The following is a 26,565-nucleotide window of genomic DNA, read 5'->3' on the forward strand; positions in this document are numbered from 1 at the left end:
ATATCAAATTTTTAATCTGTAATTATTTTCCTTCCCAACTATTTCAACAGTATAATCCTTTGCCATTTCAATTATTCTACTTCCTATAGCTTCATCAAAATCTAGGAGCTTTTCTACGGTAAATTCAGAACTAACTATCATAGGTAAATAATTCATATATCTATAATTAATTATTTCAAACATTATATTTGTATCGGATTCATTTATTTTACCCTTAAATAAATCATCTATAAGAAGAATCTTTGCCTTTTGGTACTTTGATAAAACTTTACTATAATATTCTTCATCTATCATATTTTGTTTTATTTTTGTTATAGTATTTCTATAAGGCATATATACAACTGGAACTTGTCTGTTCCTTAAAAAATTCACTGCTAAAGCTATACTTAAATGAGTTTTCCCGCTACCTACTTGCCCTATAAAAGCAATACTATTTCGTCTTGTATTTTTAATTTTATCAAAATTTTTATAATATTTAATGGCTGTATTCTTTGCTAATTCAGTTGTTTCATTATAGGGTTTATAGTTTGAAAAGGTATGTTTAGATTGCTCTGTATTTATTCCTGCTAAGTTCCACATATCTTTATCTCTTTCCATTTCATAGCAGCTACACCTTCTGCAATAAACTCTACCCTCTTTATCTATATTAGTTATCCATGTACTACCACCGCATTTATTACAAACTTCTTTATATGAGTCCCTTACATTTTCTATCTCTTTGTAATTTAGGTTTTGGTGGTTTATACCCAGACCATTTTCTCTTTGATTCTTTATCTCCTTCATTATTCTGTTTATGCTCGTTTTTAGTGCCACCAAAATCACCACCTTTTACCTTCTTATTTTCCATTACTCCCCCATTTATTTTCCAATTTTCCAAAACACTTTTAATATACTTATAACTATGTTTATCAGATTCATCTTCTATTTGGGCTTTTCAACTTTCGATAAGTTTTGTAAAAGCTTTACTATTATCTTTTATAAATTGTGTAATTTCAAAAATGTTATAATCATATTCACCTAAGAGCTTTCCTTTAGAATTCCTTCTTAAAACTCTTTCTATATATCCTGCACTTTCAAGTTCATTAATAGCTTTTGATATATTGTCTCTTTTATCCGTACAATTTTTATAAATAATAGGACTAGTTCCAAACTTTCTATTGTATTAAGTACATTCTATTTAAATATACGATATATGAAAAATATATATTCAACATAATATATATTTTAAAAACTTAAAAACCTATAACTTTTGAAATTTTATAAAGGGAGTAGAAAAATTTTTTTCTACTCCCTTTAAATTATTATTCTAATCACTATTAAAATAATTTTTGAATTTCTTTAATATCTTTGTTATTTAAATATTCACATTTTATTGCATTATCTATGTACTCCATAATATCATTGGTGGGTTGAATTTTTTGAATTTCAGATAATACTCTTATTATATCTACCAGAATCAATTTTCTTTGGCTGTCTTTGTATTTTGATATATCTATACTTATAAGTTTACGTACAACTAATGATAATAAGCCTTTTTTATACATAATCCATTTATTAATACTTTGAATTGTTTGTCTTGCAGTAATAAATTTTTCATCTTCACAATGGGATAAATATATATCAATAATATCCTCAAATTTATTCTGATCATCCCAACGATTATTTTCTGCAATAAGCATTATACCAATACTTCGTTGATATGAATTACTGTTACTGAGTTTTTTGCAAAAATCTTTCCAATACTTATAAACATCTGAAAACATTTGACTACTACTTTGTAGAACAAGAAATGCAGTGTATCTTACTTCATTATTTTTTTCATTTAATAGATTTATGAGATATTCTATGTCGTTAGTATTTAGTTGCTTAGCAACCTCATCTATGGTATTTTTATTTTCAATTAGATATTCTATCTTTATCATATATGCCACCCCTACATACCAAACATTATATCTGCAACGTTTTACTATTTTGATTTTATTGCTTTTATTGATGCAGACACAATATATTCTCCAACTTTTAAGTTATGTCCCCATTTTTCAGCATATTCCTTTGAGACTTCTTGAGTTTCAATTCTAATATCACTAAAATCAGCCTTTTCTAAATATAATTTTAATTCTTCAGCTGAAGATGACCCAGTAACTCATCCACAATAAAGCTTCTCATCTTGCTTCATTTCCTTGGTCAATTCTCTAATAAGAACTATATCAGAAATAGCAATTCTACCACCTTTTTTTAATACACGATAAGCTTCATTATATACCCTTTGTTTATTGGGAGATAAATTTATAACGCAATTTGAAATAATTACATCCGCAGTATTATCTGCTACAGGAAGATTTTCAATTTCACCTAATCTAAAGTCTACATTTCTATATCCATATTTCTTAGACATAACTCTTGATTTATTAATCATCTCTGGAGACATGTCAACTCCAATAATATATCCCTTAATCCCAACTTTCTTTGAAGCCAAAAAACAGTCAAATCCTCCTCGACTTCCAAGGTCTATAACAGTTTCGCTTTCTTTAAGATTAGCTATTAATTGGGGATTTCCGCAACCTAACCTCATATTAGCTTCCCCCACAGCATCTATCCTTTTTTGCATTTCCAATAGCTATCTTCCTATAACTATTACGAACAGCATTTCTAACATCGCCCTTTTTAAAATCACCATCTTTTATCCTCCTTACCTTAATTCTTCATTGATAAATAAAAGTTGTAGAACTTCATCATCATCTTAATTATCTTTAACTCTCTCAACTAAGTTTTTTTATTTTGTCTTCAATGATATCATTAATTATTTTCACATTTACAACTATTCCCCAATTTACTTTTATAATTTCTTAAATCTTCACAAGTCATTCCACTCTTTTTATATTTATTGTTGCAATGCAGAATTTTACCAATCTGACTTACTTTAAGAAAATTATAAATAAAAAAACATATCATATTATACTTTATTACTTATTAATTTTCGAGCAAATGACCTTGGATGCTCAATTTTATCCTCTGTTATAAACAGAGATTTATAGCCAAAATTGTTGCGAATTACTATCAGGAGTGTAATAATATTTTAAATTTTATTGTGAAAAATTTCAGGACATCTTAAAAAACAATATATATCTTTTAAAGAAGGAAATACAACAGAATAGAGTAAAATAAAGTGTGTAAGTTACAATTAACAAACTTATGCGCTTTATTTTGTTTATAGAGTTCTAGCTTAAGAGAAAGGATTATGAATACAACTCTTATAACAAAGAAAAAGAGTTTCGAAAAAATCATATTCATGCTGTACTTCTTCAGTAACTATGTAATAATATATTTGAAATACGACATAAAAAATACCGCAAATTCACTTATGAATAATACTGTATTTTAAATAAATATTGGCTTTTAATAGTTCTTTGCTTCTTCTCTTGTCATCCAAAAATGAATACCCGTAGTAGAGTCCATCCATCGATCCTCATTAAAATCCTTTACTTCTACCCATTCACCTACACGATAAACAAAGTTCTCATCTACTAAAGACCAAGCTTCCACATAACTTTCTTTATAGTCGAAACTTTTAATTGTAAGAACTTTTGCCTTATTGCAGCGACAAGAAGGTAACGTAGCCGAAGTGCGCTTTGCATCTGCCGGTATTAGAAGTTGTACTAAACGATCATTAAAACACTTCTTATATGCAAGGAAGGCTCCTTTCTCTGGGCAGCATAAATGAAACCATTTTGTATCCTTATCGGAAATAATAGCATCCAATTTAGCATATTCTAACACTGCACCATATAAATTTGCACCTTCAATGTTACAGCCAGTCATATCTGCATATCGAAGCACTGCACATTCTAAATTTGCATGTCTAAAGTTCGCCTTGCGTACAGTACATTCATCAAACAATGCATTAAAAGCACTGCTGTACTCTAGATTTGCCTCATCAAACTTAACTCGATGGAATGCGCTCAAAGAGAAATCAATATTAGATAAATTCCAGCTTGTAAAATCCATGTCAAAAAGTTCTATCTCTTTTAAAACAAGTCTTTCTTTTGGTTTCCTATTCTTTAATATCTCTTTAAATTCCTCTTGTGATAATTTGCGCATGATATTTTCCTCCTTTTCTGCATCCGTAATTTTATATTTTTCACATATACTTTGCCAACCTGCATTAACTCCTTCTTAGGTACGTACCTTCAATACAAGTGTCCAAAATATTCCTATTATATTTAATAGATACTAGCCTTATAAATCTTCAAATACTCTACAATATCTTACTAATTTCAATTATACCATGAATATCTAACCATTTTCATTAACGTTACTATACATTATGCTCATAACCTCACTACAAATTCTTTTCAAAAAGCGCAACTTTTACGCTACCATCCATATATTCTTTTGTTATATTAAAACCTAGTTTTTTGTAGAAATAGTGATTACGCTTTTTATCAACAGGAGTTTCAAGCGACCAATGTTTAGGATCAACAAAATAGTCAAAAATAAAACTCATTACTTTTTGTCCTATGCCTATATTTTCATATTCCGGAATGATGCAAAGGGCCCCTAAATAATAGTTATTATTGCCATTATATCTTACAATTACATCACCTATGAAAGTATTTTCATCCATAATTTTAAATGTATAGCATTGCTTAATAGATCTTTTCATGCTCTCATTAATTCTGTTATAGCCAGGACACTCTCCATATAATAGATAATCCGATAAAAAAGCCTTCTTTTGGAACACCTTCATTGTACATTATATCAAATTCAGCTTTTTTAAAAATGAGTGCAACCTTATTTCTCGCTACTTTTATAAAATCTTACTAGTTTACTTTTTATACTCATAAACAGTTATTATAAAACTTTATGTAACAAAAATCTTTTAAAAAAATATTTTAATAGTATGAGGATAAATTAGGAGGGTTACAACGGTTAAAAAATTATATAAATAATTATAAAACATGTTTAATTAAGACCTATATAAATTTGGGGGTGGATTTTTAATGAAGGTTGTAGTTATCGGTGGAGGTTGGGCTGGATGTGCCGCAGCTATAAGCGCTAAAAAAGCTGGTGCTGATGTTAGTATATTTGAAAAGACAGATTTGCTTTTAGGATTAGGTAATGTTGGTGGGATAATGAGAAATAACGGAAGATTCACCGCGGCAGAGGAGCTTATAGCTCTAGGTGCTGGTGATTTAATAAATATAACAGATGAAAACAGTAGACATAAAAACATAGATTTCCCTGGTCATAAACATGCATGGCTTTATGATGTAAATAAAATAGAACCTGCTGTAAAAAATCATATGAAAAATATGGGCATAGATATTCATCTTATCTCTAGAATAGTAGATGTAAAAAAAGAAGGAGATAAAATAAAAGGCATATATATTTCAGACGGAACTTACGTAGATGGTGATGTATTTATAGAAACTACTGGTTCTACAGGACCTATGGGCAATTGTTTAAGATATGGTAATGGATGTTCTATGTGTGTTCTACGATGTCCTGCCTTTGGCCCTAGAGTAAGCTTAACTTCAAGAGCTGGAGTAGATGATTTCCAAGGAGAAAGAGAAGATGATTTATTAGGAGCCTTTAGTGGTTCCTGTAAACTAGCTAAAGAAACTATGTCTGATGAATTAGTAAAAGAACTTGATGAAACTGGAGTATTGGTTTTAAAGGTTCCAAAAGAAGATATAAATTTAGATAAATTAAAAATGAAAGTTTGTCAGCAATACGCTCTAAAAGAATTTGCAGAAAATATTGTCATTCTAGATACTGGACACGCAAAATTAATGACTTCCTACTATCCTCTAGAAAAACTAAGAAAAATAAAAGGACTAGAAAGTGTAAAATATATAGATCCTTATGCAGGTGGAAAAGGAAATTCTATAAGATATTTGTCTGTGGCTCCAAGAACAGATGATATGAAAGTGAAAGGACTAGATAACCTCTTTGTAGGAGGAGAAAAAAGCGGCTTATTTGTTGGGCACACTGAAGCCATAACCACAGGAAGTTTAGCTGGACACAATGCTGTAAGATATTGCTTAGGCATGCCAATGTTAATTCTTCCAAGAAATATAGCTTTAGGAGATTTAATAGCCTATGCAAATGATAAGCTTTATTCAAAGAAAGGTAGAAAAAATAGATATACCTTTGCTGGTGCAGAATACTTTAAGAGAATGGTTGGAGAAAACTTATATACTACAGATAGAGAAGAAATAAGAAAAAGAGTTTCAAAATTAAACCTAGAAGATGCTTTAGCTCAAAAATTAGTATAAAATTTAGGAGCCATAATTCTGGCTCCTTTTAAAATTTTTATATAAATATTATACATTTATTTCTGCTTTTTCTCCTAGCATTCCTTTGTTTTGTTCTAGTATTGGGTCCACTGCTTCTTTTATAAAGTCTATTACTTGACCTTCTGCTCTTCCTGTAAATTTTTTAGGATCTATTAAAGCTAATATTTCTTCTTTAGTTAATCCAAAGGATTTATCTTCTATTATTCTATCTATTAAATCATTAGATAATCCTTCCTGTTTAACTCTTCTTGCAGCTTCCATAGAGTGAGTTCTTATAACTTCATGGAGTTCCTGTCTGTCCCCACCATTTTTAACTGCTTCCATCATTATATTTTCTGTAGCCATAAATGGAAGTTCTGTTTTTACATGGCTTTCTATAACTTTTTCGTATACTACCATATTTTCTGATATATTCATATATAATTTAAGCACTCCATCTAAAGCTAAGAAGGCTTCTGCTATAGATATTCTCTTATTAGCAGAGTCATCTAGTGTTCTTTCAAACCACTGCGTAGAAGAGGTTATAGCTGGATTTAGGGCATCTACTATAACGTATCTTGCTAAGGCTCCCATTCTTTCTGATCTCATTGGATTTCTTTTATAGGCCATGGCTGATGAACCTATTTGATTTTTTTCGAAGGGTTCTTCCATTTCCTTCATACTTTGAAGTAATCTTAAGTCATTGCTAAACTTGTATGCACTTTGGGCTATTTCTGATAGTGTATTTAATATAGTTGAATCAACCTTTCTTGGGTAAGTTTGACCTGTCACCATATATTCCCTCGAAAAGCCCATTTTTTCTGCTACCTTTTTATCTAAAGCCTTCACTTTACTTTCATCTCCATCAAATAATTCCATAAAGCTAGCTTGAGTACCTGTAGTTCCTTTAACACCTCTAAATCTTAAAGTATCTATAACAAATTCTAATTGTTCTAAATCTAATACTAAATCTTGCATCCAAAGTGTTGCCCTTTTACCTACTGTCGTAAGTTGAGCCGGTTGAAGATGAGTAAAACCTAAAGCTGGTACGTGCTTATATTCTAAGGCAAATTTTTTCAAGTTATTTATAACATTTATAATTTTCTTCTTTATTAAAATCATGGCTTCTTTCATGATTATTAAATCTGTATTATCACCTACATAACAACTAGTAGCTCCTAGATGTATTATCCCTTTTGCTTTAGGACATTGAACACCATAAGCATATACATGGCTCATAACATCATGACGAACCTCTTTTTCTCTTTCTTCTGCTACTTCATAGTTTATATCATCTATATACTTTTTTAATTCATTTATTTGCTGATCTGTAATGTTAAGACCTAATTCTTTTTCACTCTCTGCTAGTGCTACCCATAATTTTCTCCAAGTTTTAAATTTCATCTCTTCTGAAAATAAATAGCTCATTTCTTTAGATGAATATCTTTTATTTAAGGGATTATTATAAATATCTCTCATTACTCCATCTCCTCCATGCGTACAATATGTATATAGTTTTTTTATTTATTCATATTATAACATATATTATAATATTTTTTCAATTTTATATTCGTATTTTATCTTAATATGCTATTTTAAATTCTTGCTAATTCTTTCTTATAATGGGGTTTTAACTTTATAATTATTCTTTAAATAAACATTATTTAATAAAAATATTTTTGTTCTATTTTTTTATACTGTTAATATAATTTATTAAGATGTATTTAAAGGAGTGGATTTCATGTATAAAGTAAGTCTTATAGATAAAATTTCTTTTATATTAGTAATCGTTGGAGCTATTAATTGGGGACTTATAGGTTTATGTAATTTTAATCTGGTTGGTGTATTATTTGGGGAGCCCGCAAATTTTGTAGGAAGATTAATTTATATATTAATCGGAGTGGCTGGAATTAATATGATACTATTTCTTCTTAAAACAAAAGGATCTTTAAAACATAAATAAAAGGCTCCCCAAAAGAGCCCTTAATTTTTATTCTAATGTATTTATTAGTTTTGAGATTTCTTCTATAGCTAGAGTTTCATCATCACCAGAAGCTATTAATTTTATTTTTGCTCCACTTGTAACTCCTAATGAAAGAACTCCTATAAGACTTTTTATGTTGGCTTTTTTACCGTTAAATTCAATAGATAAATCTGATTTAAAGGATGAAGCCTTTTTTACTAATAAAGTCGCTGGTCTTGCGTGTAACCCAGTTGAACTGTTTACTGTTAATTCTCTTTCTAACATTTTATCCACCTCTTTTATAATCTATCTGTTTCTTAAAAAACATATACATAACATTATACCATTTTTTTCTACAGTTTTCAACAGTTTTTATAAACCATTACATGATCTTATTAACCTAATTTTTTCATGAATTTTTCTATCCTATCTAATCCCTTTTCTATATTTTCCATAGATGTAGCATAGGATAATCTTATAAAATTGTCATCCCCAAAGGCTATACCTGGTACTGCTGCTACTTTTTCTTCTTCTAATAAAATCTTTGAAAAACTTATTGAGTCTTTTATGGTATTTCCTTTTATTGTTTTTCCTATAGCTTTTGATATATTAACCATTACATAAAAGGCACCTTTAGGATTTATAGATGATAAATTTTCCATAGAATTTACTCTATTGACCATATAATCCCTTCTCTTTTTAAACTCAACTATCATATTTTCAACTTGAGTTTTATCTCCTCTAAGAGCTTCTAAAGATGCATATTGAGCTATGGAGTTTGGATTAGATGTGGTATGGCTTTGTATATTACTCATCACTTTTATTATGTCCAAAGGACCTGCTGCATATCCTATTCTCCAGCCCGTCATGGAATAGGATTTAGACATACCATTTATTACTACAGTTCTTTTAAAAGCGTCCTCTGACAAGCTTCCTATACTTATATGTTTCTCTTCTCCATACATTAGCATCTCATATATTTCATCTGCTATTATTAATAAATCATGTTTTTTTGCAAAAAGAGCTAAGGCTTCTAAGTCTTCTTTGCTATACACTGTTCCTGTAGGATTATTAGGGCTGTTTATTATGATGGCCTTTGTTTTATCTGTTACTTTATTTTCTAACTCTTCTATTTCATATTTAAAATGATTTTCCTCTTTTGTGTCTACAAATACAGGCACTCCACCATATAGTTTTATAAGTTCTGGATAACTTACCCAATACGGTTTAGCTATTAAAACTTCATCTTCTTCATTTAATATAGCCTGAAATAAATTTGAAAGACATTGCTTTGCTCCATTACTTACTATTATTTCACTAGTTTCATAATTTAAACCATTGTCTTTTTTAAATTTATCTACTATGGCCTGCTTCAATTCTAATATACCTGAAGCCGCTGTATATTTAGTATATCCTTTTTCTATGGCTAACATAGCTGCTTTTTGTATATTTTCTGGTGTGTTAAAATCTGGCTCTCCCGCTCCAAAACCTATAACATCTATACCTTCTGCTTTCATTTTTTTAGCCTTTGCAGTTATTTCTAATGTTAAGGATGGTTGTATTTCTACTGCTTTTTTAGATAACTTCATATTTTTGCCTCCATTTTTATTAATTTAAAAAATTTAACTTCTTGCTACTAGTACTACTCCTATCATTATAAGTGCAACTCCTACTATTCTTATAGGTGTTATATTTTCCTTGAAGAAAAAATAAGAGAATATCATTATTAATACATAACCTAAACTTACCATTGGATATGCATAGCTTAGTTCTACTTTACTTAATACTTTTATCCACAATAAAAAACTGAATCCATAGGATATTATACCTGCCATTACAGGAATATTTTTTAATATGGATAATATACTAGGTAAGAAGTGTGCTGGTGAAAAATTTAATGTTAAATTAACTGCTCCATACTTTACTAATATTTGTCCTAATGCTCCTAAAAAAACTGATGTTAATATCAAATATATCATCTTCTTAACTCCTTAAATAAAAGTATTCCATGTTTAATAAAATAAAACCAAAAGTATACCATTATAAATATTAATGGGAAAGCATATCTACCTTGTCCTTCAGTAATAAAGTATACTGAGGTGAACATATAAAATATAATTGTAGAATATAAATTAAATTTATTTAATTTTTCTGTTCTTCCTTTTATTATTTGTATTATTATAAAAACACTATAAATTAATATATATATAATAGCAGGAATAAAAAATGCATTTCTTATACTGTTTGTTATAGGAAATAATGCAAATTTAATGTTATTATTTATAGTTGAACCATAGGTACTGTATAATACGTCATCTGCCCACATGTATGTATTAAAAAGTCTTTTAAATCCTAATACTACAAATTCCTTTGGATGAGATTTTATCCATTCTTTAGCTGCTTTATTTAACATCTTATTTTTTCCTGTAGCAGAGGCTTTTTTATATTCCTCTGTTTTTGCTAGAGAATTTTCTACATCTAGTATATCCATCCATCTTCCCATATCATTTTGAGAATTATTATTTATATAAAGTACTATACCTCCATTATTTGATACAAAGGTACGCTCTCCATTATATTTTGTATTTCTATAAAGCCAAGGGCTTATGGAAATTAAAGCTACTACAACTATTATTATAGCTGATTTTAAAGGTTTTATGAAAGATTTTTCTTTTAATAATTCTACTAAGAATATAGCAAAAGCATATAGTAGAAAAAATGGCTTTACCATAGTTGTTGCTCCTACCAATACTCCTAAGATGATATATTTATATTTTATATCACTAAAGTACAAATATGTTAATAATAAAAGTAATGTAGTAAATAATATTTCTGTACCTACAACACTATTAAAAAATATATTATTTGGGAATAAAGCAAATAGAGTAAATACTATTTTTCTATTTCTTTCTGTAATTTCTGTTTTTCTTAAGATACCTAAAAATAATACTTGTCCAAAAAAAGTTAGTACTAAATTAAATATTTTAGCTAAGGCTAAGCTAGCTCCAAAAAGCTTAAAGAGTCCTCCTAAAACTATGCTGTATCCTATGGAGGTATAAGTATCTCCCCATTCACCTCCATTAGCTATATCCACTGCTAAATTATAATAATATTCAAAATCTGAAAATGGCTTTGTATCTACAAAAATTACCCAAAGGATACAAAGAACCATAGATAGACCTATTATGATCTTATAATAATTTGTTTTATTATAATTATTATTTTTACTTTCATAACCACTTAAATAATTAAATTCCATTACATTTATACACCATCCTTAAAGTTTAAAATATATTATAACCACTACTGATATTACCCACAACACCATATTTATTAAAAAAGGTTTATCCTTACTAAAAACATCCTCTGGCTTTCCTCCCAGATTACTCTTAGCCATTAAATATTGATATCTAAATATTCCATATAATACAAAAGGTATGGTATACATCATCCTTTTGCTTTGTACTGAACTAAAAGTATATATACAATAGGATATTAATATAGACGGGGTTACTATAGTTAACATATTGTCTATAAGTTCTACAGAATATTCTTCTAATATCTTTCTATGGCTCCCACTCCTATCTTTCAAAGTTATTATTTCACTTTTTCTTTTATTTAAAGCTAAAAATAGGGATAAAAGTATGGTACATAAAAATAACCAAGGTGATACAGAAACCTTTGTAGCTAAGCTACCACTTTCTACTCTTAATACAAATCCAAAGGTTATTACCATTACATCTAATATAACTACATTTTTCAATTTAAAACAGTAAAATATATTCATTACAATATATAATAAATATATATACATAATCTTATAATCTACAAATTTATAGGAACAAAATAATACTGTAAAAAGTATTACTATATTCATAATTATAGCTGTAGTCTTAGATACTCTTCCACTTGGGAGAGGTCTGTTTTTCTTTTCAGGATGTTTTTTATCCTTTTCCAGATCTACTATATCATTAAGTATATATATTGTAGATGAGGTTAAACAAAATAATACAAATGTTATTATATTATTTTTTAATATACCTTCATTTATTAGATTACCTGAAAATATTATCGCTGCAAAAACAAAAAAATTCTTTATCCATTGTTTTGGTCTCATCAATGCTATAATCCCTTTTATATCCATTTCTTCCTCCTAATAATACCATATATATTTTTAGGTCTCATTTAAATAAAAATATTTATAGTATAAAAATATAACTAACATCTAATTTATCACATTTTCAAGATAAATTAAAGGACTTGAATATAAATTCAAGCCCTTTTGTTTTATTATTTTAATTATCTTGGCTGAACTATTAATTTAATAGCAGTTCTTTCTTCGCCATCGATTTCTATATCAGTAAAGGCTGGTATACAAATTAAATCGATTCCACTTGGAGCCACAAAACCTCTTGCTATAGCTACTGCCTTAATTGCTTGATTAATAGCTCCTGCTCCTATTGCTTGTATTTCAGCAGCACCTCTTTCTCTTAGTACCCCTGCTAGAGCACCCGCTACTGAATTTGGACTTGATTTTGCTGAAACTTTTAATACTTCCATAAGTAAACCTCCTATTTTAACTTTAATTTAATAGTCTTACTTACATATATCTATTCTACAAAAAACTAAAAATTCCTTTTAAATTTTGTAAATTTTAGCAACTTATAAAACTTAAAAGGAATTTATTTTATAATCTAATTATTTAGCATATTCAATGGCACGAGTTTCTCTGATGACATTAACTTTTATTTGACCAGGATATTCAAGTTCACTTTCTATCTGTTTAACTACATTCCTAGCCATTTCAATACAGCCAGTATCATCAAGCACCTCTGGTTTAACCATAATTCTTATTTCTCTTCCCGCTTGAATTGCATATGACTTTTCTACACCTTCACACTCATTTGCAATTTCTTCTAACTTCTCTAATCTCTTTATATAAGCTTCTAAAGTTTCTCTTCTAGCCCCTGGTCTTGCTGCAGATATAGCATCTGCCGCTTGAACAAGTATTGCTTCTAGAGATTGTGGTTCCATATCACCATGATGAGCTCCTATAGCATTTACTACTAATGCGGATTCACGGTATTTTTTAGCTATTTCAGATCCTATAATTGCATGTGGTCCTTCAACTTCATGGTCTACTGCCTTACCTATATCATGTAATAAACCTACTCTTTTTGCTAAAGTTGGGTCTATTCCAAGTTCGGAGGCCATAAGACCTGCTAAATATGAAACTTCTATAGAATGCTTTAATACATTTTGACCATAACTTGTTCTGTACTTTAATCTACCTAATAATCTAGTCAATTCAATATGAAGACCATGAATACCTGTTTCAAAGGTAGCCTGTTCTCCTTCTTCTTTAATACTAACTTCAACTTCTTTCTTAGCCTTTTCAACCATTTCTTCAATTCTAGCTGGGTGGATTCTTCCATCAACTATTAATTTTTCTAATGCAATTCTTGCAACTTCTCTTCTAATTGGATCAAAACCAGATAATATAACTGCTTCTGGTGTATCATCTATTATTAAATCAACCCCTGTAAGCGTTTCTAATGTTCTTATATTTCTTCCTTCTCTTCCAATTATTCTTCCCTTCATTTCATCGTTAGGAAGATTAACTACATGTACTGTAGTTTCTGCTACATGATCTGCAGCACATCTTTGGATGGCATATGTAATGACTTCTCTTGCTCTTTTGTCTGCTTCTTCCTTAGCTTTAGTTTCTATTTCTTTTATCATTACTGCAGTTTCATGTTTTACTTCTTTTCTAACTTGCTCTAATAAAAATTCTTTAGCCTGTTCTGTTGTAAGTCCTGAAATTCTCTCTAATTCTGTTCTTTGCTTTTCGTGAAGCTCTTCCATATGTGTTTCCACATCTTCTATTTTTTGTTGCTTTTTATTTAAAGCTTCTTCTTTGTTCTCAAGGGCCTCACTCTTTTTATCTAAAGCTTCTTCTTTTTGAATTATTCTTCTTTCAAGACGCTGAACTTCATTACGTCTTTCTCTATTTTCTCTTTCAACCTCTGCTCTTAATTTATGAGCTTCTTCTTTAGCCTCTAATATAGCTTCTTTCTTTTTTGCCTCTGCATCTCTTTCAGCCTCTTCTTTTAATCTTCTAGCTTCTTTGGATGCCTCTGATAATTTTTCTTTAGCTTTTTTATCAACTACATATAAGCCTAAAATCACACAAATTATTATAATAACCACTGCGATTATTACATATTTCGTTGGACCCATAAAACACCTCCTTTGCTTTTTCTGCTTGCCATATATAAGTAAATATGAAGCTTAGAAAAGGTGTCATATTATTCAATTGGATCGTGTATGCTAAACCAGATTTTGTTTTCATTTTATATTAAAAAATTGCCATTGTCAAGTTTATATAACATTATCTGCCCCCTTATTCATATTATTTATAATTTTTATATTTATATAATTTTTCGTAAAAAAAGTAGGATAAACTCCTACTTTTATCCTTCCTTATTCTCTTCTTTTTTATTCTCTATATTTAAGTTTTTTGCATCAACAACTGGTAAATCATGTTTTTTTCTTATAGTATTTTCTATCTCTAAAGCTATATTCATGTTATCTTTTAAAAATTGTTTTGCATTTTCTCTTCCTTGCCCTAATCTTGTGTCTTTATAAGAGAACCAAGAACCACTTTTTTCAACTAGCTCTTCTCTAACACCTACATCTAATATATTTCCTACCTTTGAAATTCCTTCATTATACATGATATCAAATTCTGCCATTTTAAATGGAGGTGCTACTTTATTTTTATTTATTTTTACTCTTGTTCTATTTCCCAAGATTTGATCACCTTGTTTTATAGAATCTATTCTTCTTACATCTAGTCTAACAGAAGAATAGAATTTTAATGCTCTTCCACCGGGAGTTGTTTCTGGATTTCCAAACATTATACCTACTTTTTCTCTTAATTGGTTTATGAATATAGCCACACATTTAGATTTATTTATAGAACCTGCTAATTTTCTTAGAGCTTGAGACATAAGCCTTGCCTGAAGACCTACATGGGTATCTCCCATTTCTCCTTCTATTTCCGCTCTAGGAACTAAGGCTGCTACGGAGTCTACAACTATAACGTCTACCGCCCCGGATCTCACTAAAGCTTCTGTAATTTCTAATGCTTGCTCTCCTGTATCTGGTTGAGAAACTATTAGGTTGTCTATATCAACACCTAAATTTCTAGCATAGGATGGATCTAAAGCATGTTCTGCATCTATAAAAGCTGCTGCACCACCTATCTTTTGTGCTTCTGCTAATATATGAAGTGCTACAGTGGTTTTACCTGAGGACTCTGGTCCAAATATTTCTATTATTCTTCCTCTAGGAACTCCACCTATACCTAATGCTATATCTAAATCTAAGCTTCCTGTGGATATGGATTCTACGTTTAATATACTATCTTCTCCAAGTTTCATTATGGAACCTTTTCCAAATTGTTTTTCTATTTGCCCCATAGCTGCTTCTATGGCTTTTAATTTTTCTGGATTAACTTTGTTTGCCAAAACTGACACCAACCTTTCCTTTACCGAACTTATGTTCTTAATATAATTATATACTATTTTTTTACTAGGGTCAACTTAATATGATATAAATAAAAGCTCCCATAAAGGAACTTTTATTTTAATTATTGACAATATCTTTTTTTATAAACAGAGTTCTTGGCTTCAGTAGGAGTTTCTACTCCCACTAAAGCTTAGAAATCGTTATCCAGGGACGTATCCGCTCTTTACTCCCACTTTGAAGAAAATGGGAGTATTAGAGCGGGTAGTCATCGGATAAACCTATTTATCATGGCTCATTACATCTTTATTTTTAATAAAGTAATCTACACCAGATACTATAGTTATTATTATAGCTAAAGCCATAGTAATATTGGTTATATTTGCTATAATGTTTATATAATTTACAGCCCAATCTCCTAATATATATATTCCCTCTTTATAATTTAGATTTATAAGGGCAAATATTATAGCTACAATTTGTATTACAGTTTTAGCCTTTCCCCATTTACTAGCAGCAATTACTACACCCTCTGCAGAAGCCACACTTCTAAGTCCTGTTACAGCAAATTCTCTGGCTATAATTATTATACAAGCCCATCCAGGAACTATTTGAAAATCTACTAAAGATATTAATGCTGCTGTTACTAACATTTTATCTGCTAATGGATCCATTATTTTACCAAATCTAGTAACTTGATTTCTACTTCTAGCTATGTACCCATCCAATTTATCTGTAGCTGAAGCTATTACAAAAACTGCGGTAGCTATTACCGTACCATAGGGTATATTTTTTACCGATATAAATATAAGAAATATTGGAACTAAAAAAATTCTTAATATAGTTAGTTTATTTGCTAAGTTCATTATAAACAACTCCTATTAAATCATATTCTAAACTATGAGTTACTTTCACCTTTATTATATCACCAATTTTTACGTTTTCATCCTTTTCAAAGTAAATTTCTCCATCTATTTCTGGTGACATCTCATAGTTTCTTCCACTATACATATTTTCTTTGGTGCCTTCTACTATAACTTCATATATTTTACCTATTTTTTCTTTATTTATGTCTTTAGATATCTTTTGCTGAAGTATCATTATTTCTTCTTCTCTTTTTTCTTTTACTTCTTCCTCTATTTGATCCTCCATAAGAGCCGCTGACGTTCCTTCTTCCTTTGAATATTTAAATACACCTAGTTTATCTAATTTTATATCTGAAACAAATTCTTTAAGTTCACTAAACTCTTCTTCTGTTTCCCCAGGGAATCCTACTATTAGTGAAGTTCTCAAGGTAATACCTTCTATTTCTTTTCTTAATTCTTTTATTATGTTTATGATAGTTTCCTTTGTAGTTTTCCTTCCCATTCTTTTTAAAACGGAATTGCTTATCTGCTGTATAGGTAGATCTAAATATTTACATACCTTATCATTATTTTTAATCTCTTTTATAAGCTCCTTAGTTATTTCCTCTGGATAACAATATAATAACCTTATCCACTTTACACCTTCAACTTTAGAAATATCTCTTAAAAGCTCATGTAAAACTTTTTTGCCATATATATCTATTCCATACATAGTTGTATCTTGAGCTATTAATATTATTTCTTTAACTCCTTGTTTAGCTAAATTCTCTACTTCCTTTAATATATTTTCTTTGCTTCTACTTCTATACTTTCCTCTTATACGTGGTATAGCACAGTAAGTACAAAAATTATTACATCCTTCTGCTATTCTCACATAAGCTGTGTATGTTGGAGTAGTTAATATTCTATTTCCCTCATTTATTTTTATATCACTATATTTATAATAAAAACTTTTTTCTCCTGATTTTAAGAAAATTTTTATACTCTCAAGTAACTTATCATAGTCGTTTACCCCTAACATAATATCCATTTCTGGGATAAGATCTTTAAGTTCCCCTTTATATCTTTGAGTTAAACATCCTGTAACTACTAATACTTTGCAATTATGCGTTTTTTTATAGGAAGCCATTTGTAAAATGGTATTTATAGATTCCTCCTTAGCGGTTTCAATAAATCCACAGGTATTTACTATAATTGCCTGTGCTTCTTTAGGATCTTTTACTAGTTCTGCTTCTTCATTTAATTTGTATAGCATAAGTTCTGAATCAATTCTATTTTTATCACAACCTAAGCTAACTAATGCTACTTTAATTTTTTCCACCTGTTCCCCTCCTACATTTTTTATATCACAAAAAATATTTTAAATCTACTTAAGAAATTTTACAAGTATTACGTAACATGAATTTTAAAAGTGTTTACATATTTCCGTGGAAATATTTTCCGTAGGTTTCGTTATTTTGGTCAATTATCACTTGTCTTGGTTTATTACCATCTCTTCCGGAAATTATTCCCTTAGCTTCTAACTGTTCTATTATTCTTGCAGCCCTATTATATCCTATTCTAAGTTTTCTTTGAATTAGTGATGTGGACACTTCTCCTAATTGTATACATATTCTTATAGCTTCTTCTAAAAGTTCATCTTCATCTCCTGATTCTACATTTACTGCTGTATCTATTTGATCTATTATTTCCTCTCTATATTCTGCTTCTCCTTGCTCATCTTTTATACATGAAACTACCTTTTCCACTTCACTTTCAGATATAAAGGCTCCCTGTATTCTAGTAGGCTTTGGAGATCCTGTTGGATAAAATAGCATATCTCCCTTCCCTAAAAGTTTCTCTGCTCCAGACATATCTAATATGGTTCTAGAATCTATAGAACTAGATACTGCAAAGGATATTCTAGAAGGTATATTGGCCTTTATTATTCCTGTTATAACATCTACAGAAGGCCTTTGTGTTGCTATAACTAAATGCATTCCTGCTGCTCTGGCCATCTGAGCTAATCTACTTATGTAGTCTTCTATATCATTTGGGCACACCATCATTAAATCTGCAAGCTCATCTATTATTATTACCACATAAGGTAATTTATTTTCTATTTTACCCTGCTCATATAAATTATTATATCCTTCTATATTTCTTACACTATTTTCTGCAAATAAAGAATATCTCTTTGTCATTTCATTTACTGCCCAATGAAGAGCTCCTGCTGCTTTTTTAGGATCTGTGACTACTGGAATCAATAAATGAGGTATACCATTATATATGCTAAGCTCTACTACCTTTGGATCCACCATAAGCAGCTTTACATTTTCTGGGGAATATTTATATAAAATACTTATTATTAATGTATTTATGCATACACTTTTTCCTGAGCCTGTAGCTCCTGCTATTAATAGGTGAGGCGTTTTTGATAAATCTGATACTACACAACTACCACTTATATCCTTTCCTAAAGCAAAGGCTAGTCCATCATCAAATTTCTGAAAGTCATCGCCTTCTATAACCTCTCTTAAATATACCGGTGTTAAAGATTTGTTTGGCACTTCTATACCTACTGCAGATTTTCCTGGTATAGGTGCCTCTATTCTAACGCCTGAAGCTGCTAAATTTAAGGCTATATCATCTGCTAAATTTACTATTTTACTTACTTTAACTCCCGCATTAGGTTGAAGTTCAAACCTTGTAACTGAAGGGCCTCTACTTACTTGCATAACTTTAGCTTCTACACCAAAACTGCTTAAAGTTTCCTCCAACTTATTAGCGTTATTTATAAGTTCCTTTTTATCTTCTTTATTTAGTTTTGATTGAACATTTTGTTTTAAAAGTTCTAAAGTTGGATAGTTATATTCTATTTTTATATTGTTTCCTCTTTCATTTATATTTTTACTAAGTTCTTCTTTTATAGCCTCTTCACCGGTGTCTTCTTTAGCTTTTCCTGTGTTTTTATTGAAAGAATTATCCACAATATTTAGTGGTTCCTCTTTTATTTCTGAGTTTTTCATAAAATCTAATATTTTAATTTTATCTTTAATATTCCTAGTTAATCCTTCATCTTTTTCTAAGTCTGAAGCTAATTCTTTTTCTATACCGCCTATGTCCTCTTTATCTTCTATAGATTTTTCTTTAACTTTTTTATTTTTTATACTTCTTTTTACCTGTAAAGTCTCTAGTATAGTACCTAAGGATATTTGAAATATTAATATAAAGCTTATTATATAAACACATATAAACAATATGTAACATCCTATAGTTCCAAACAGTTTATATAAAGGAACATCTATTAGATAAGAAATTATACCACCATGAATCATTGTATCTTCTCTATAGAATTTTGATATGCCAAGCATTATATCTTCTGTACCATAATTTTTAAGCAATATCATTTGTAAAAATAAAAGTGTATTTATAGAAAAAAGAACTATCCCATAAAATTTAGAGTTTAAATTTATTTTATTTTTCTTTCCTATAAAACAACATCCTGTGAATATTATTAGTATTGGAAATACTAAAGATCCTAAACCTAATACAGCTATAAGTACTTTTTTTATGAAACTCCCAACTATTCCAGAGGCAGAAGGGGAAAACACACTAAAAAGCACAAAAATTCCTATACTTATTAAAATTATACCCGTTATATCATTATTCTTTTTTTCTGTTTTACTAGATTTAGTTCTTTTCTTTACCATACTTTTAATTCACCTCCCAACTAGTAATGTTTAATTTAAGCTACATTTATAGATTCTACATTGAACTTTTATATCCTTTTATATTAATTAATGCATACCTGGTTTGTTAAAATAAATATGTAGCTCCCTCTATAATTAAAATACACATAGCTTGTACTTTTTATAATCCCATAAAATGATTTTAATGCTATATTGCATAAGGCATTAAAGTACCATAGGATTTATACATCCTATGGTTTTTGTTTTTCATCTATTAAATTATTTAATTTATCTAAAGCTTCTTTTACTCCACCTACTTCATTTATAATACCAGATTCTACCGCTTGTTTTCCTATAAGTATAGTTCCCATATCATTTAACAATTCATCACTTTGTAGCATAAATTCTTTTAATTTTTCCTTGCTTATTTTAGAGGTTCTAACTATAAATTCTATTATTCTCTCTTGCATTTTATTAAAATATTCAAAGGTTTGAGGAACCCCTATTATTAGCCCATTCATTCTTATAGGATGAACTATCATTGTGGCTGTAGGAGATATAAAAGAATAATCTGCTGATGTAGCTAAGGGTACACCTATAGAATGTCCTCCTCCTATTACTAAAGATACTGTAGGTTTACTTAGACTTCTTATCATTTCAGCAATAGCAAGCCCAGCTTCAACATCTCCTCCCACAGTATTTAATATTATAAAAACTCCTTCTACCTCTTTTGAAGTTTCTAAAGCTATTAGTTGAGGGATTAAATGTTCGTATCTTGTAGCCTTAGTTTGAGGAGACAACACCATATGTCCTTCTATTTGACCTATTATAGGTAGAACTTGAATTCTATCTGCCTGTCTTGGTGGTAAATTTGTAGTTCCAAATTCTTTTAAAGTATCTATCTTTTCATTTCTTTCTTTTTCATGTTTTTCTTTTTCATCTGCCATAAATAATTACCTCCTACCATATGCATATAAATATCTTGTGCATATGGTAGAGGTACTATACATGAAAAAATATTAATTTATATATTTATATGCAATCTAACTTAAATTCACAGTGTAATGATTTTATAGCTTTTTCTGTATCTTCCTTAGAAACAAGACACCATATAGTTGTATGAGAGTCTGCAGTCTGAAGCACTTCTATATTTCTTTCTACAAGTGCCTTTAATATTTTAGCCATAACCCCAGGTATACCTCTCATTCTACTACCTATTATAGCTATTTTACTGCAATCTTTTAAGTAGGAAAATTTTATTTTTAAATCTTTCATTATAGAACTAAACTCATTAAAATCTTTTTCATCTATAGTAAATATTTTTTCTTTAGGAAAAACATTTATAAGATCAATACTAATAGAATTTTCTGCCAATGAATTTAATAAGTTAGTATAGTTTTTATTTCCTTTGTTTTCTTCTGCATCTACTATAATTTGTGTTCTATTACTCATATGGGTAATACCTGTTATAACATTATTTGAATTTTTAATTCCTATATTATTTATAGTAGTACCTTTGCAATCTGTCATAGTGTTTTTTATTACAAGTTTTGTATTTGACGTCATGGCAATTTCTACTGCTCTTGGGTGTATTACCTTAGCTCCTTGATCTGCAAACTGAAACACCTCATTATAACTTATTTCTTTTATTAAAGATGCGTTCTCTACTATTCTAGGATCTGCAGTCATTATACCATCTACATCTGTATATATTTCTACACTTTCGGCCTTTAATGCAGCTCCTAAAAGTGCGGCAGTAACATCACTACCACCTCTTCCTAAGGTAGTTATATAACCCTCTTCACTTTTTCCTTGAAAACCTGCTACTACAGGAATTTTATCTTTTTTCAGTAAATCTATTATTCTATCCTTTTCTACTCTAAGTACAGAAGCATTATTAAAATTATTATCTGTTATAATACCTGCCTGTCCTCCCATTAAAGGTACTGCCTCTACTCCCTTATTAAAAAGCTCCGAACTCATAACTACTGTGCTTATTAGTTCACCACAGCCCATTAAAAGATCAGCAGCTAAGGTATTTTTATCCAAAAAATTTTCTCCAACTAAAGATCTTAATGTATCTGTAGCATAAGGCTGTCCTTTTCTACCCATAGCAGATACTACTACCACTGGATAATAACCTGCTTTTTTTGCCTTAACTATTTTATCTACTACTAAAGCCCTTCTTTCAGCTGTAGATACAGATGTTCCTCCAAACTTTTGAATTAAAATTTTCATTTGTCTACCATCTCCCTAGCGGATTTTTTTTAACTCACTCTTTTCAGCATCAATTATTATAGTTCTTGCTCCTATCTTTCTTACATAATCCCAAGATACTTCTAATAAACTTGGTTTAGAAAACAATCCAAGTTTTCCACCTGATTCACTTAATATTAAAAACTTTAAATATCCATCCCCATCTACTACCACATCATTGTTTCCTAAAAACCCATATTTATCTCCATCATTTACATTTATAAGTTCATATCTTTCCATATCGCTATAGCGTTTTATATCTTGTTCCATAATAATCCTCCTATTACTTCTCATAATATTCATATTCAATATTATGAAAAATAGTGAGAACTTATTACAAAATATATTATATTAATTTTGATTTAGTTTCTTTAAAAGCCTTTTTGTTTGTATCTAAAATATTTTTTACATTTTCTAAATTTAATTTTCCTCCTACAAAGGCTGAATTTTTTACACCAGCGCCAAAGGTTCTAGCCATTACTTCCTGTAATTTATCCTCAGTTATTTTATCTATCTTTTTCATTATTATTTCTGGGTCATTTATTCTATTTAGAAATAGTACAGATTTACCATTATTAAACATTCTGGTACTAGTACTTTCTAATCCTAATATGTAACTTCCCTTTAATTGCTCTTTTGATTTTATTAATTTTTCTTTATTTATGCCTTTCTTTGAAAAATCATTTACTACCTGCTTTATTAAAGTTATCGTATCTTCTGTATAAGTTGGGTTTAACCCTGTATAAATGCTTACCGCTCCTGTTTTGTTAAAGGAGGACATATAAGAATATATACTATAACATAGCCCTTTTTCTTCTCTTATCTTTTGAAATAGTACAGATGAGGCTCCTCCACCTAATACATTACTAAGTAATACAAGAGGATACATATCATCATTACCTAATTCTAATCCTTCAAAACCTAAACTTATATGAAGTTGTTCTATATTTTTATTTTTAAATAAGTGATTATTTTCTATTTTAGGTTTGGAATAGCATGTTATATTTTTATTTTCACCGCTACTCCAGTTACCAAAATACTTATTTATTAATTTTTCTAATTTATTTATATCAAAATTACCACATATAGATATAACAGAATTCTCTGGGATATAATATTTATTTATGTAATCTACTATATCGCTTCTTTTAAAGGATTTTACAGTTTCTAAGGTTCCTAAAATAGGGTAGGAAATAGAGTCATCTCCCCATATAGCCTTACAATGCAAATCAGATAATACGTCCTCTGGAGAATCTTCAGTCATACTTATCTCTTCAATTACTACGCCCTTTTCTTTTTCTATGTCTTCTTCTTTAAATTTACTATTAAATAACATATCAGATAAAACTTCTAAAGCTAATTCCATATGGGAATTTAGTATTTTTATATAATAACAAGTGGCTTCTTTACCTGTAAATGCATTTATTTGTCCGCCTACATCTTCTATACACTCTGCTATTTGTAATGCACTTCTATTTTCTGTACCTTTAAACATCATATGTTCTATAAAATGAGAAATACCATTGTTTTTTAAATCCTCATTTCTTGAACCATTTTCTATCCAAAGCCCTACACTTACAGATTTAACATAGTCTATATTTTCTAAAACCACTCTTAGTCCGTTATCTAATGTAAATAAATTATACACTAATTAATTCCTCCTAAACCCTATATTGCTAAAAAATAAAAAGGCAAATATGCCCTTCTATTTTTTATTATTTATCTTTTTCTTCTTCTTTCTTTGCAATAGCATCTTTTCGTGATAAATTTATTCTTCCTTGGTTATCTATATCTGTAACCTTCACTAGTATTTCATCTCCTACAGATACTACATCTTCTACTTTTTCTACTCTAGCAAAATCCAACTTAGATATATGAACCAAACCTTCTTTTCCTGGTAGTATTTCTACAAAGGCTCCAAAATTAGTAGTTTTAGTTACTTTACCTAGATAAATTTCTCCTTGAACTACTTCCTTTGTTAATCCTTCTATTATACCTATAGCTTTCTTAACCCCTTCAGGTTCATTGTTAGATGTTACAAATATTTTTCCATCTTCTTTTATTTCTATTTTTACGTTGGTGTCCGCTATTATCTTATTTATTACCTTTCCACCAGCACCTATAACATCTCTTATTTTTTCTGGGTCTATACATATTATTTCTGTTCTTGGTGCATATTTAGATAATTCTTTTCTTGGTTCTGGTATGCATTCTTTTATTTTTCCTAATATGTGTAGTCTTGCCTTTTTAGCACCTTCTAATGCATCTTTTACACAACTATTTGATAACCCAGCTATCTTTGTATCAAATTGTATAGATGTAATTCCTTTTTCTGTTCCTGCTACCTTAAAGTCCATATCTCCAAAGAAATCTTCTATACCTTGAATATCTGTTATTACTTTTTCCTTTTCTAAATCCTCACTAGTTATAAGTCCCATAGCTATACCTGCGGCTGGTCTTTTTATAGGTACACCTGCATCTAATAGAGCTAATGTACTTCCACAAACACTGGCCTGTGATGTTGAACCATTTGAGCTTAGTACTTCTGATACTAATCTTATAGTATATGGAAACTCAGATTCAGATGGAATTAATGGTTCCAAAGCTCTTTCTGCTAAAGCTCCATGACCTATTTCACGTCTTCCAGGTCCTCTTAAAGGTCTAACTTCCCCTACACTATAGGATGGGAAATTGTAATGATGCATATAGCGTTTTGACTCTTGCTCTGCTATACCATCTAATATTTGAACATCTCCTAAAGCTCCTAAAGTAGCTACAGTCATTACTTGAGTTAATCCTCTTGTAAATAAACCTGTACCATGGGTTCTAGGAAGTATTCCTACTTCACAGCTTATAGATCTTACTTCATCAAAAGCTCTTCCATCTGGTCTTCTATCTTCATTTAAAAGCATATTTCTAACTATTTCTTTTTGAGTTTTATATATAACTTCTTTTATATCTGCGCCTTTGTCTTCATATTTTTCTGAAAATTCTTCTGATATTTTTTCTTTAACTTTGTCTAGGGCAGCATTTCTTTCATCTTTATCCATTATATACATAGCTTCTTTTATCATATCAAAAGCAAAGCTTTTAACTTCTTTCTCTACTTCTTCGTCAGCTTTATACAGTGCTGGTTCATCTTTAGTTTTTCCAAACTTAGCCATGGCCTCTTCTTGGAATGCAACTATATTTTTACATTCTTCAAAACCAAACATGATAGCATTATACATAGTTTCCTCATCTATTTCCTGTCCACCTGCTTCTACCATCATAACTCTTTCTTTTGTAGCACATACAGTTAAGTCTAGTATAGTATTTTCTCTTTGGGCTACAGTTGGATTTATTATAAATTCTCCATCTACTAAACCTACAGAAACTGCAGCTACTGGTGTTGTAAATGGTATACTAGATAGGCACAAAGCTAAAGAGGAGCCATTTATAGCTAATATTTCTGGTAAATTATCTTGTTCTACAGATAAAACTGTATTAACTATTTGAACATCATTTCTATATCCCTTTGGGAATAAAGGCCTTAATGGTCTATCTATAGATCTGGCATGTAATATAGATTTGTCAGAAGGTTTTCCTTCCCTTTTGATGAATCCTCCTGGAATTTTTCCTACTGAATATAGTCTTTCTTCATAATCAACGCTTAATGGGAAAAAATCTATTCCCTCTCTTGGCTCTTTAGAAGCGTTGGCATTTATCATAACTACTGTATCTCCATAACTCATGAATATAGCAGCATTTGAAAGCATTCCTGTCTTACCAAAATCTACTTTCATTTTTCTTCCTGCTACAGTAGTTTCTAATGTATGAATCATACATTAACCTCCCTTCAATAATTGAACTAATAGTATCATTATATCACTATTACATTTATAGCAAACATTTAATTTTTATATTTGTTTATAACCTATTACTATATTTTTGTAATATTTTATGTATTTATAACACTTTAAATATTAGATCTATTTATTACTATTATTTATAGTATTTTT

The 26,565-nt window shown here is 29.5% G+C and carries 23 protein-coding genes and 1 pseudogene; 2 read left to right on the forward strand and 22 right to left on the reverse strand.

The genetic code is table 11. From position 1 onward, the window contains the following. Window positions 1-3: 3 nt before the first annotated feature. From ACYUEW_RS09545 to ACYUEW_RS09565, 5 genes and pseudogenes are all read right to left on the reverse strand, one after another. On the reverse strand, window positions 4-813 hold the full coding sequence (locus ACYUEW_RS09545) for an ATP-binding protein (RefSeq protein ID WP_459566322.1): 810 nt from the start codon (window positions 811-813) through the stop codon (window positions 4-6). Window positions 814-1,316: 503 nt separating this feature from the next. Beyond that, complete coding sequence (locus ACYUEW_RS09550; protein WP_045517290.1) at window positions 1,317-1,922, reverse strand: hypothetical protein; 606 nt, start codon at window positions 1,920-1,922, stop codon at window positions 1,317-1,319. A gap of 44 nt (window positions 1,923-1,966) precedes the next feature. Beyond that, window positions 1,967-2,684: pseudogene (gene arsM, locus ACYUEW_RS09555) on the reverse strand (arsenite methyltransferase). A 712-nt stretch (window positions 2,685-3,396) separates the two neighbouring features. Then, complete coding sequence (locus ACYUEW_RS09560; RefSeq protein WP_460276659.1) at window positions 3,397-4,098, reverse strand: DUF5758 domain-containing protein; 702 nt, start codon at window positions 4,096-4,098, stop codon at window positions 3,397-3,399. A gap of 241 nt (window positions 4,099-4,339) precedes the next feature. Beyond that, a complete protein-coding gene (locus tag ACYUEW_RS09565) occupies window positions 4,340-4,747 on the reverse strand; it encodes a GNAT family N-acetyltransferase (RefSeq protein WP_460276660.1) in 408 nt (135 codons plus the stop codon). A 253-nt stretch (window positions 4,748-5,000) separates the two neighbouring features. On the opposite strand from ACYUEW_RS09565, the gene ACYUEW_RS09570 reads away from it, so the two are divergent. Continuing rightward, window positions 5,001-6,278 (forward strand): FAD-dependent oxidoreductase, encoded by a 1,278-nt coding sequence (locus ACYUEW_RS09570; protein WP_045516886.1) that lies wholly within the window; start codon window positions 5,001-5,003, stop codon window positions 6,276-6,278. 48 nt (window positions 6,279-6,326) lie between these two features. Here ACYUEW_RS09570 and purB read toward each other — a convergent pair whose 3' ends face one another. Further along, complete coding sequence (gene purB, locus ACYUEW_RS09575) at window positions 6,327-7,757, reverse strand: adenylosuccinate lyase (RefSeq protein ID WP_045516888.1); 1,431 nt, start codon at window positions 7,755-7,757, stop codon at window positions 6,327-6,329. 262 nt (window positions 7,758-8,019) lie between these two features. Here purB and ACYUEW_RS09580 point away from each other — a divergent pair, with 262 nt between their 5' ends. Next, window positions 8,020-8,241 carry a DUF378 domain-containing protein gene (locus tag ACYUEW_RS09580; RefSeq protein WP_045516890.1) on the forward strand — a complete coding sequence of 74 codons (222 nt, stop codon included), beginning with the start codon at window positions 8,020-8,022 and terminating at the stop codon, window positions 8,239-8,241. A gap of 27 nt (window positions 8,242-8,268) precedes the next feature. Here ACYUEW_RS09580 and ACYUEW_RS09585 read toward each other — a convergent pair whose 3' ends face one another. The 16 genes from ACYUEW_RS09585 to ACYUEW_RS09660 all read right to left on the reverse strand — a co-directional run bounded on the left by ACYUEW_RS09585 (window position 8,269) and on the right by ACYUEW_RS09660 (window position 26,388). Beyond that, window positions 8,269-8,526 (reverse strand): HPr family phosphocarrier protein, encoded by a 258-nt coding sequence (locus ACYUEW_RS09585; protein ID WP_003362134.1) that lies wholly within the window; start codon window positions 8,524-8,526, stop codon window positions 8,269-8,271. Window positions 8,527-8,636: 110 nt separating this feature from the next. After that, entirely contained in the window at window positions 8,637-9,830 is a 1,194-nt protein-coding gene (locus ACYUEW_RS09590) for a pyridoxal phosphate-dependent aminotransferase (protein WP_460276661.1), read from the reverse strand. 33 nt (window positions 9,831-9,863) lie between these two features. Next, the gene (locus ACYUEW_RS09595) at window positions 9,864-10,220 is read right to left on the reverse strand and encodes an SMR family transporter (RefSeq protein ID WP_030035629.1); all 357 of its coding nucleotides are present in this window, start codon (window positions 10,218-10,220) and stop codon (window positions 9,864-9,866) included. Then, window positions 10,217-11,500, reverse strand: a complete 1,284-nt coding sequence (locus tag ACYUEW_RS09600; protein ID WP_003484906.1) for a glycosyltransferase family 39 protein — start codon at window positions 11,498-11,500, stop codon at window positions 10,217-10,219. Before ACYUEW_RS09600 ends, ACYUEW_RS09595 begins: the two co-directional genes overlap by 4 nt. 18 nt (window positions 11,501-11,518) lie before the next feature. Beyond that, window positions 11,519-12,385, reverse strand: a complete 867-nt coding sequence (locus ACYUEW_RS09605) for a decaprenyl-phosphate phosphoribosyltransferase (RefSeq protein ID WP_003484904.1) — start codon at window positions 12,383-12,385, stop codon at window positions 11,519-11,521. 155 nt (window positions 12,386-12,540) lie between these two features. Beyond that, window positions 12,541-12,801 (reverse strand): stage V sporulation protein S, encoded by a 261-nt coding sequence (locus tag ACYUEW_RS09610; protein ID WP_003362540.1) that lies wholly within the window; start codon window positions 12,799-12,801, stop codon window positions 12,541-12,543. 138 nt (window positions 12,802-12,939) lie between these two features. Next, window positions 12,940-14,481 (reverse strand): ribonuclease Y, encoded by a 1,542-nt coding sequence (gene rny, locus ACYUEW_RS09615; RefSeq protein ID WP_003484902.1) that lies wholly within the window; start codon window positions 14,479-14,481, stop codon window positions 12,940-12,942. A gap of 233 nt (window positions 14,482-14,714) precedes the next feature. After that, window positions 14,715-15,773 carry a recombinase RecA gene (gene recA, locus ACYUEW_RS09620; protein ID WP_042385496.1) on the reverse strand — a complete coding sequence of 353 codons (1,059 nt, stop codon included), beginning with the start codon at window positions 15,771-15,773 and terminating at the stop codon, window positions 14,715-14,717. A 279-nt stretch (window positions 15,774-16,052) separates the two neighbouring features. Then, entirely contained in the window at window positions 16,053-16,637 is a 585-nt protein-coding gene (pgsA, locus tag ACYUEW_RS09625; protein ID WP_003484899.1) for a CDP-diacylglycerol--glycerol-3-phosphate 3-phosphatidyltransferase, read from the reverse strand. Beyond that, the gene (gene rimO / locus ACYUEW_RS09630) at window positions 16,621-17,958 is read right to left on the reverse strand and encodes a 30S ribosomal protein S12 methylthiotransferase RimO (RefSeq protein ID WP_003484898.1); all 1,338 of its coding nucleotides are present in this window, start codon (window positions 17,956-17,958) and stop codon (window positions 16,621-16,623) included. The genes pgsA and rimO overlap by 17 nt, the downstream gene beginning before the upstream one ends. A 94-nt stretch (window positions 17,959-18,052) precedes the next feature. Then, a complete protein-coding gene (locus ACYUEW_RS09635; protein ID WP_045516902.1) occupies window positions 18,053-20,329 on the reverse strand; it encodes an FtsK/SpoIIIE family DNA translocase in 2,277 nt (758 codons plus the stop codon). 230 nt (window positions 20,330-20,559) lie between these two features. After that, window positions 20,560-21,255: a ClpP family protease gene (locus ACYUEW_RS09640; RefSeq protein ID WP_003484896.1), complete on the reverse strand. Its 696-nt coding sequence runs from the start codon at window positions 21,253-21,255 to the stop codon at window positions 20,560-20,562. 85 nt (window positions 21,256-21,340) lie between these two features. Beyond that, on the reverse strand, window positions 21,341-22,546 hold the full coding sequence (dapG, locus tag ACYUEW_RS09645) for an aspartate kinase (RefSeq protein WP_003484895.1): 1,206 nt from the start codon (window positions 22,544-22,546) through the stop codon (window positions 21,341-21,343). 15 nt (window positions 22,547-22,561) lie between these two features. Continuing rightward, on the reverse strand, window positions 22,562-22,834 hold the full coding sequence (locus ACYUEW_RS09650) for a YlmC/YmxH family sporulation protein (RefSeq protein WP_042384720.1): 273 nt from the start codon (window positions 22,832-22,834) through the stop codon (window positions 22,562-22,564). 76 nt (window positions 22,835-22,910) lie between these two features. Next, window positions 22,911-24,212: a M16 family metallopeptidase gene (locus ACYUEW_RS09655; RefSeq protein ID WP_460276662.1), complete on the reverse strand. Its 1,302-nt coding sequence runs from the start codon at window positions 24,210-24,212 to the stop codon at window positions 22,911-22,913. A 67-nt stretch (window positions 24,213-24,279) separates the two neighbouring features. Beyond that, window positions 24,280-26,388 (reverse strand): polyribonucleotide nucleotidyltransferase, encoded by a 2,109-nt coding sequence (locus ACYUEW_RS09660; protein WP_003484892.1) that lies wholly within the window; start codon window positions 26,386-26,388, stop codon window positions 24,280-24,282. Window positions 26,389-26,565: the final 177 nt, after the last annotated feature.

It is taken from the genome of Clostridium sp. CTA-1 (assembly GCF_054768215.1).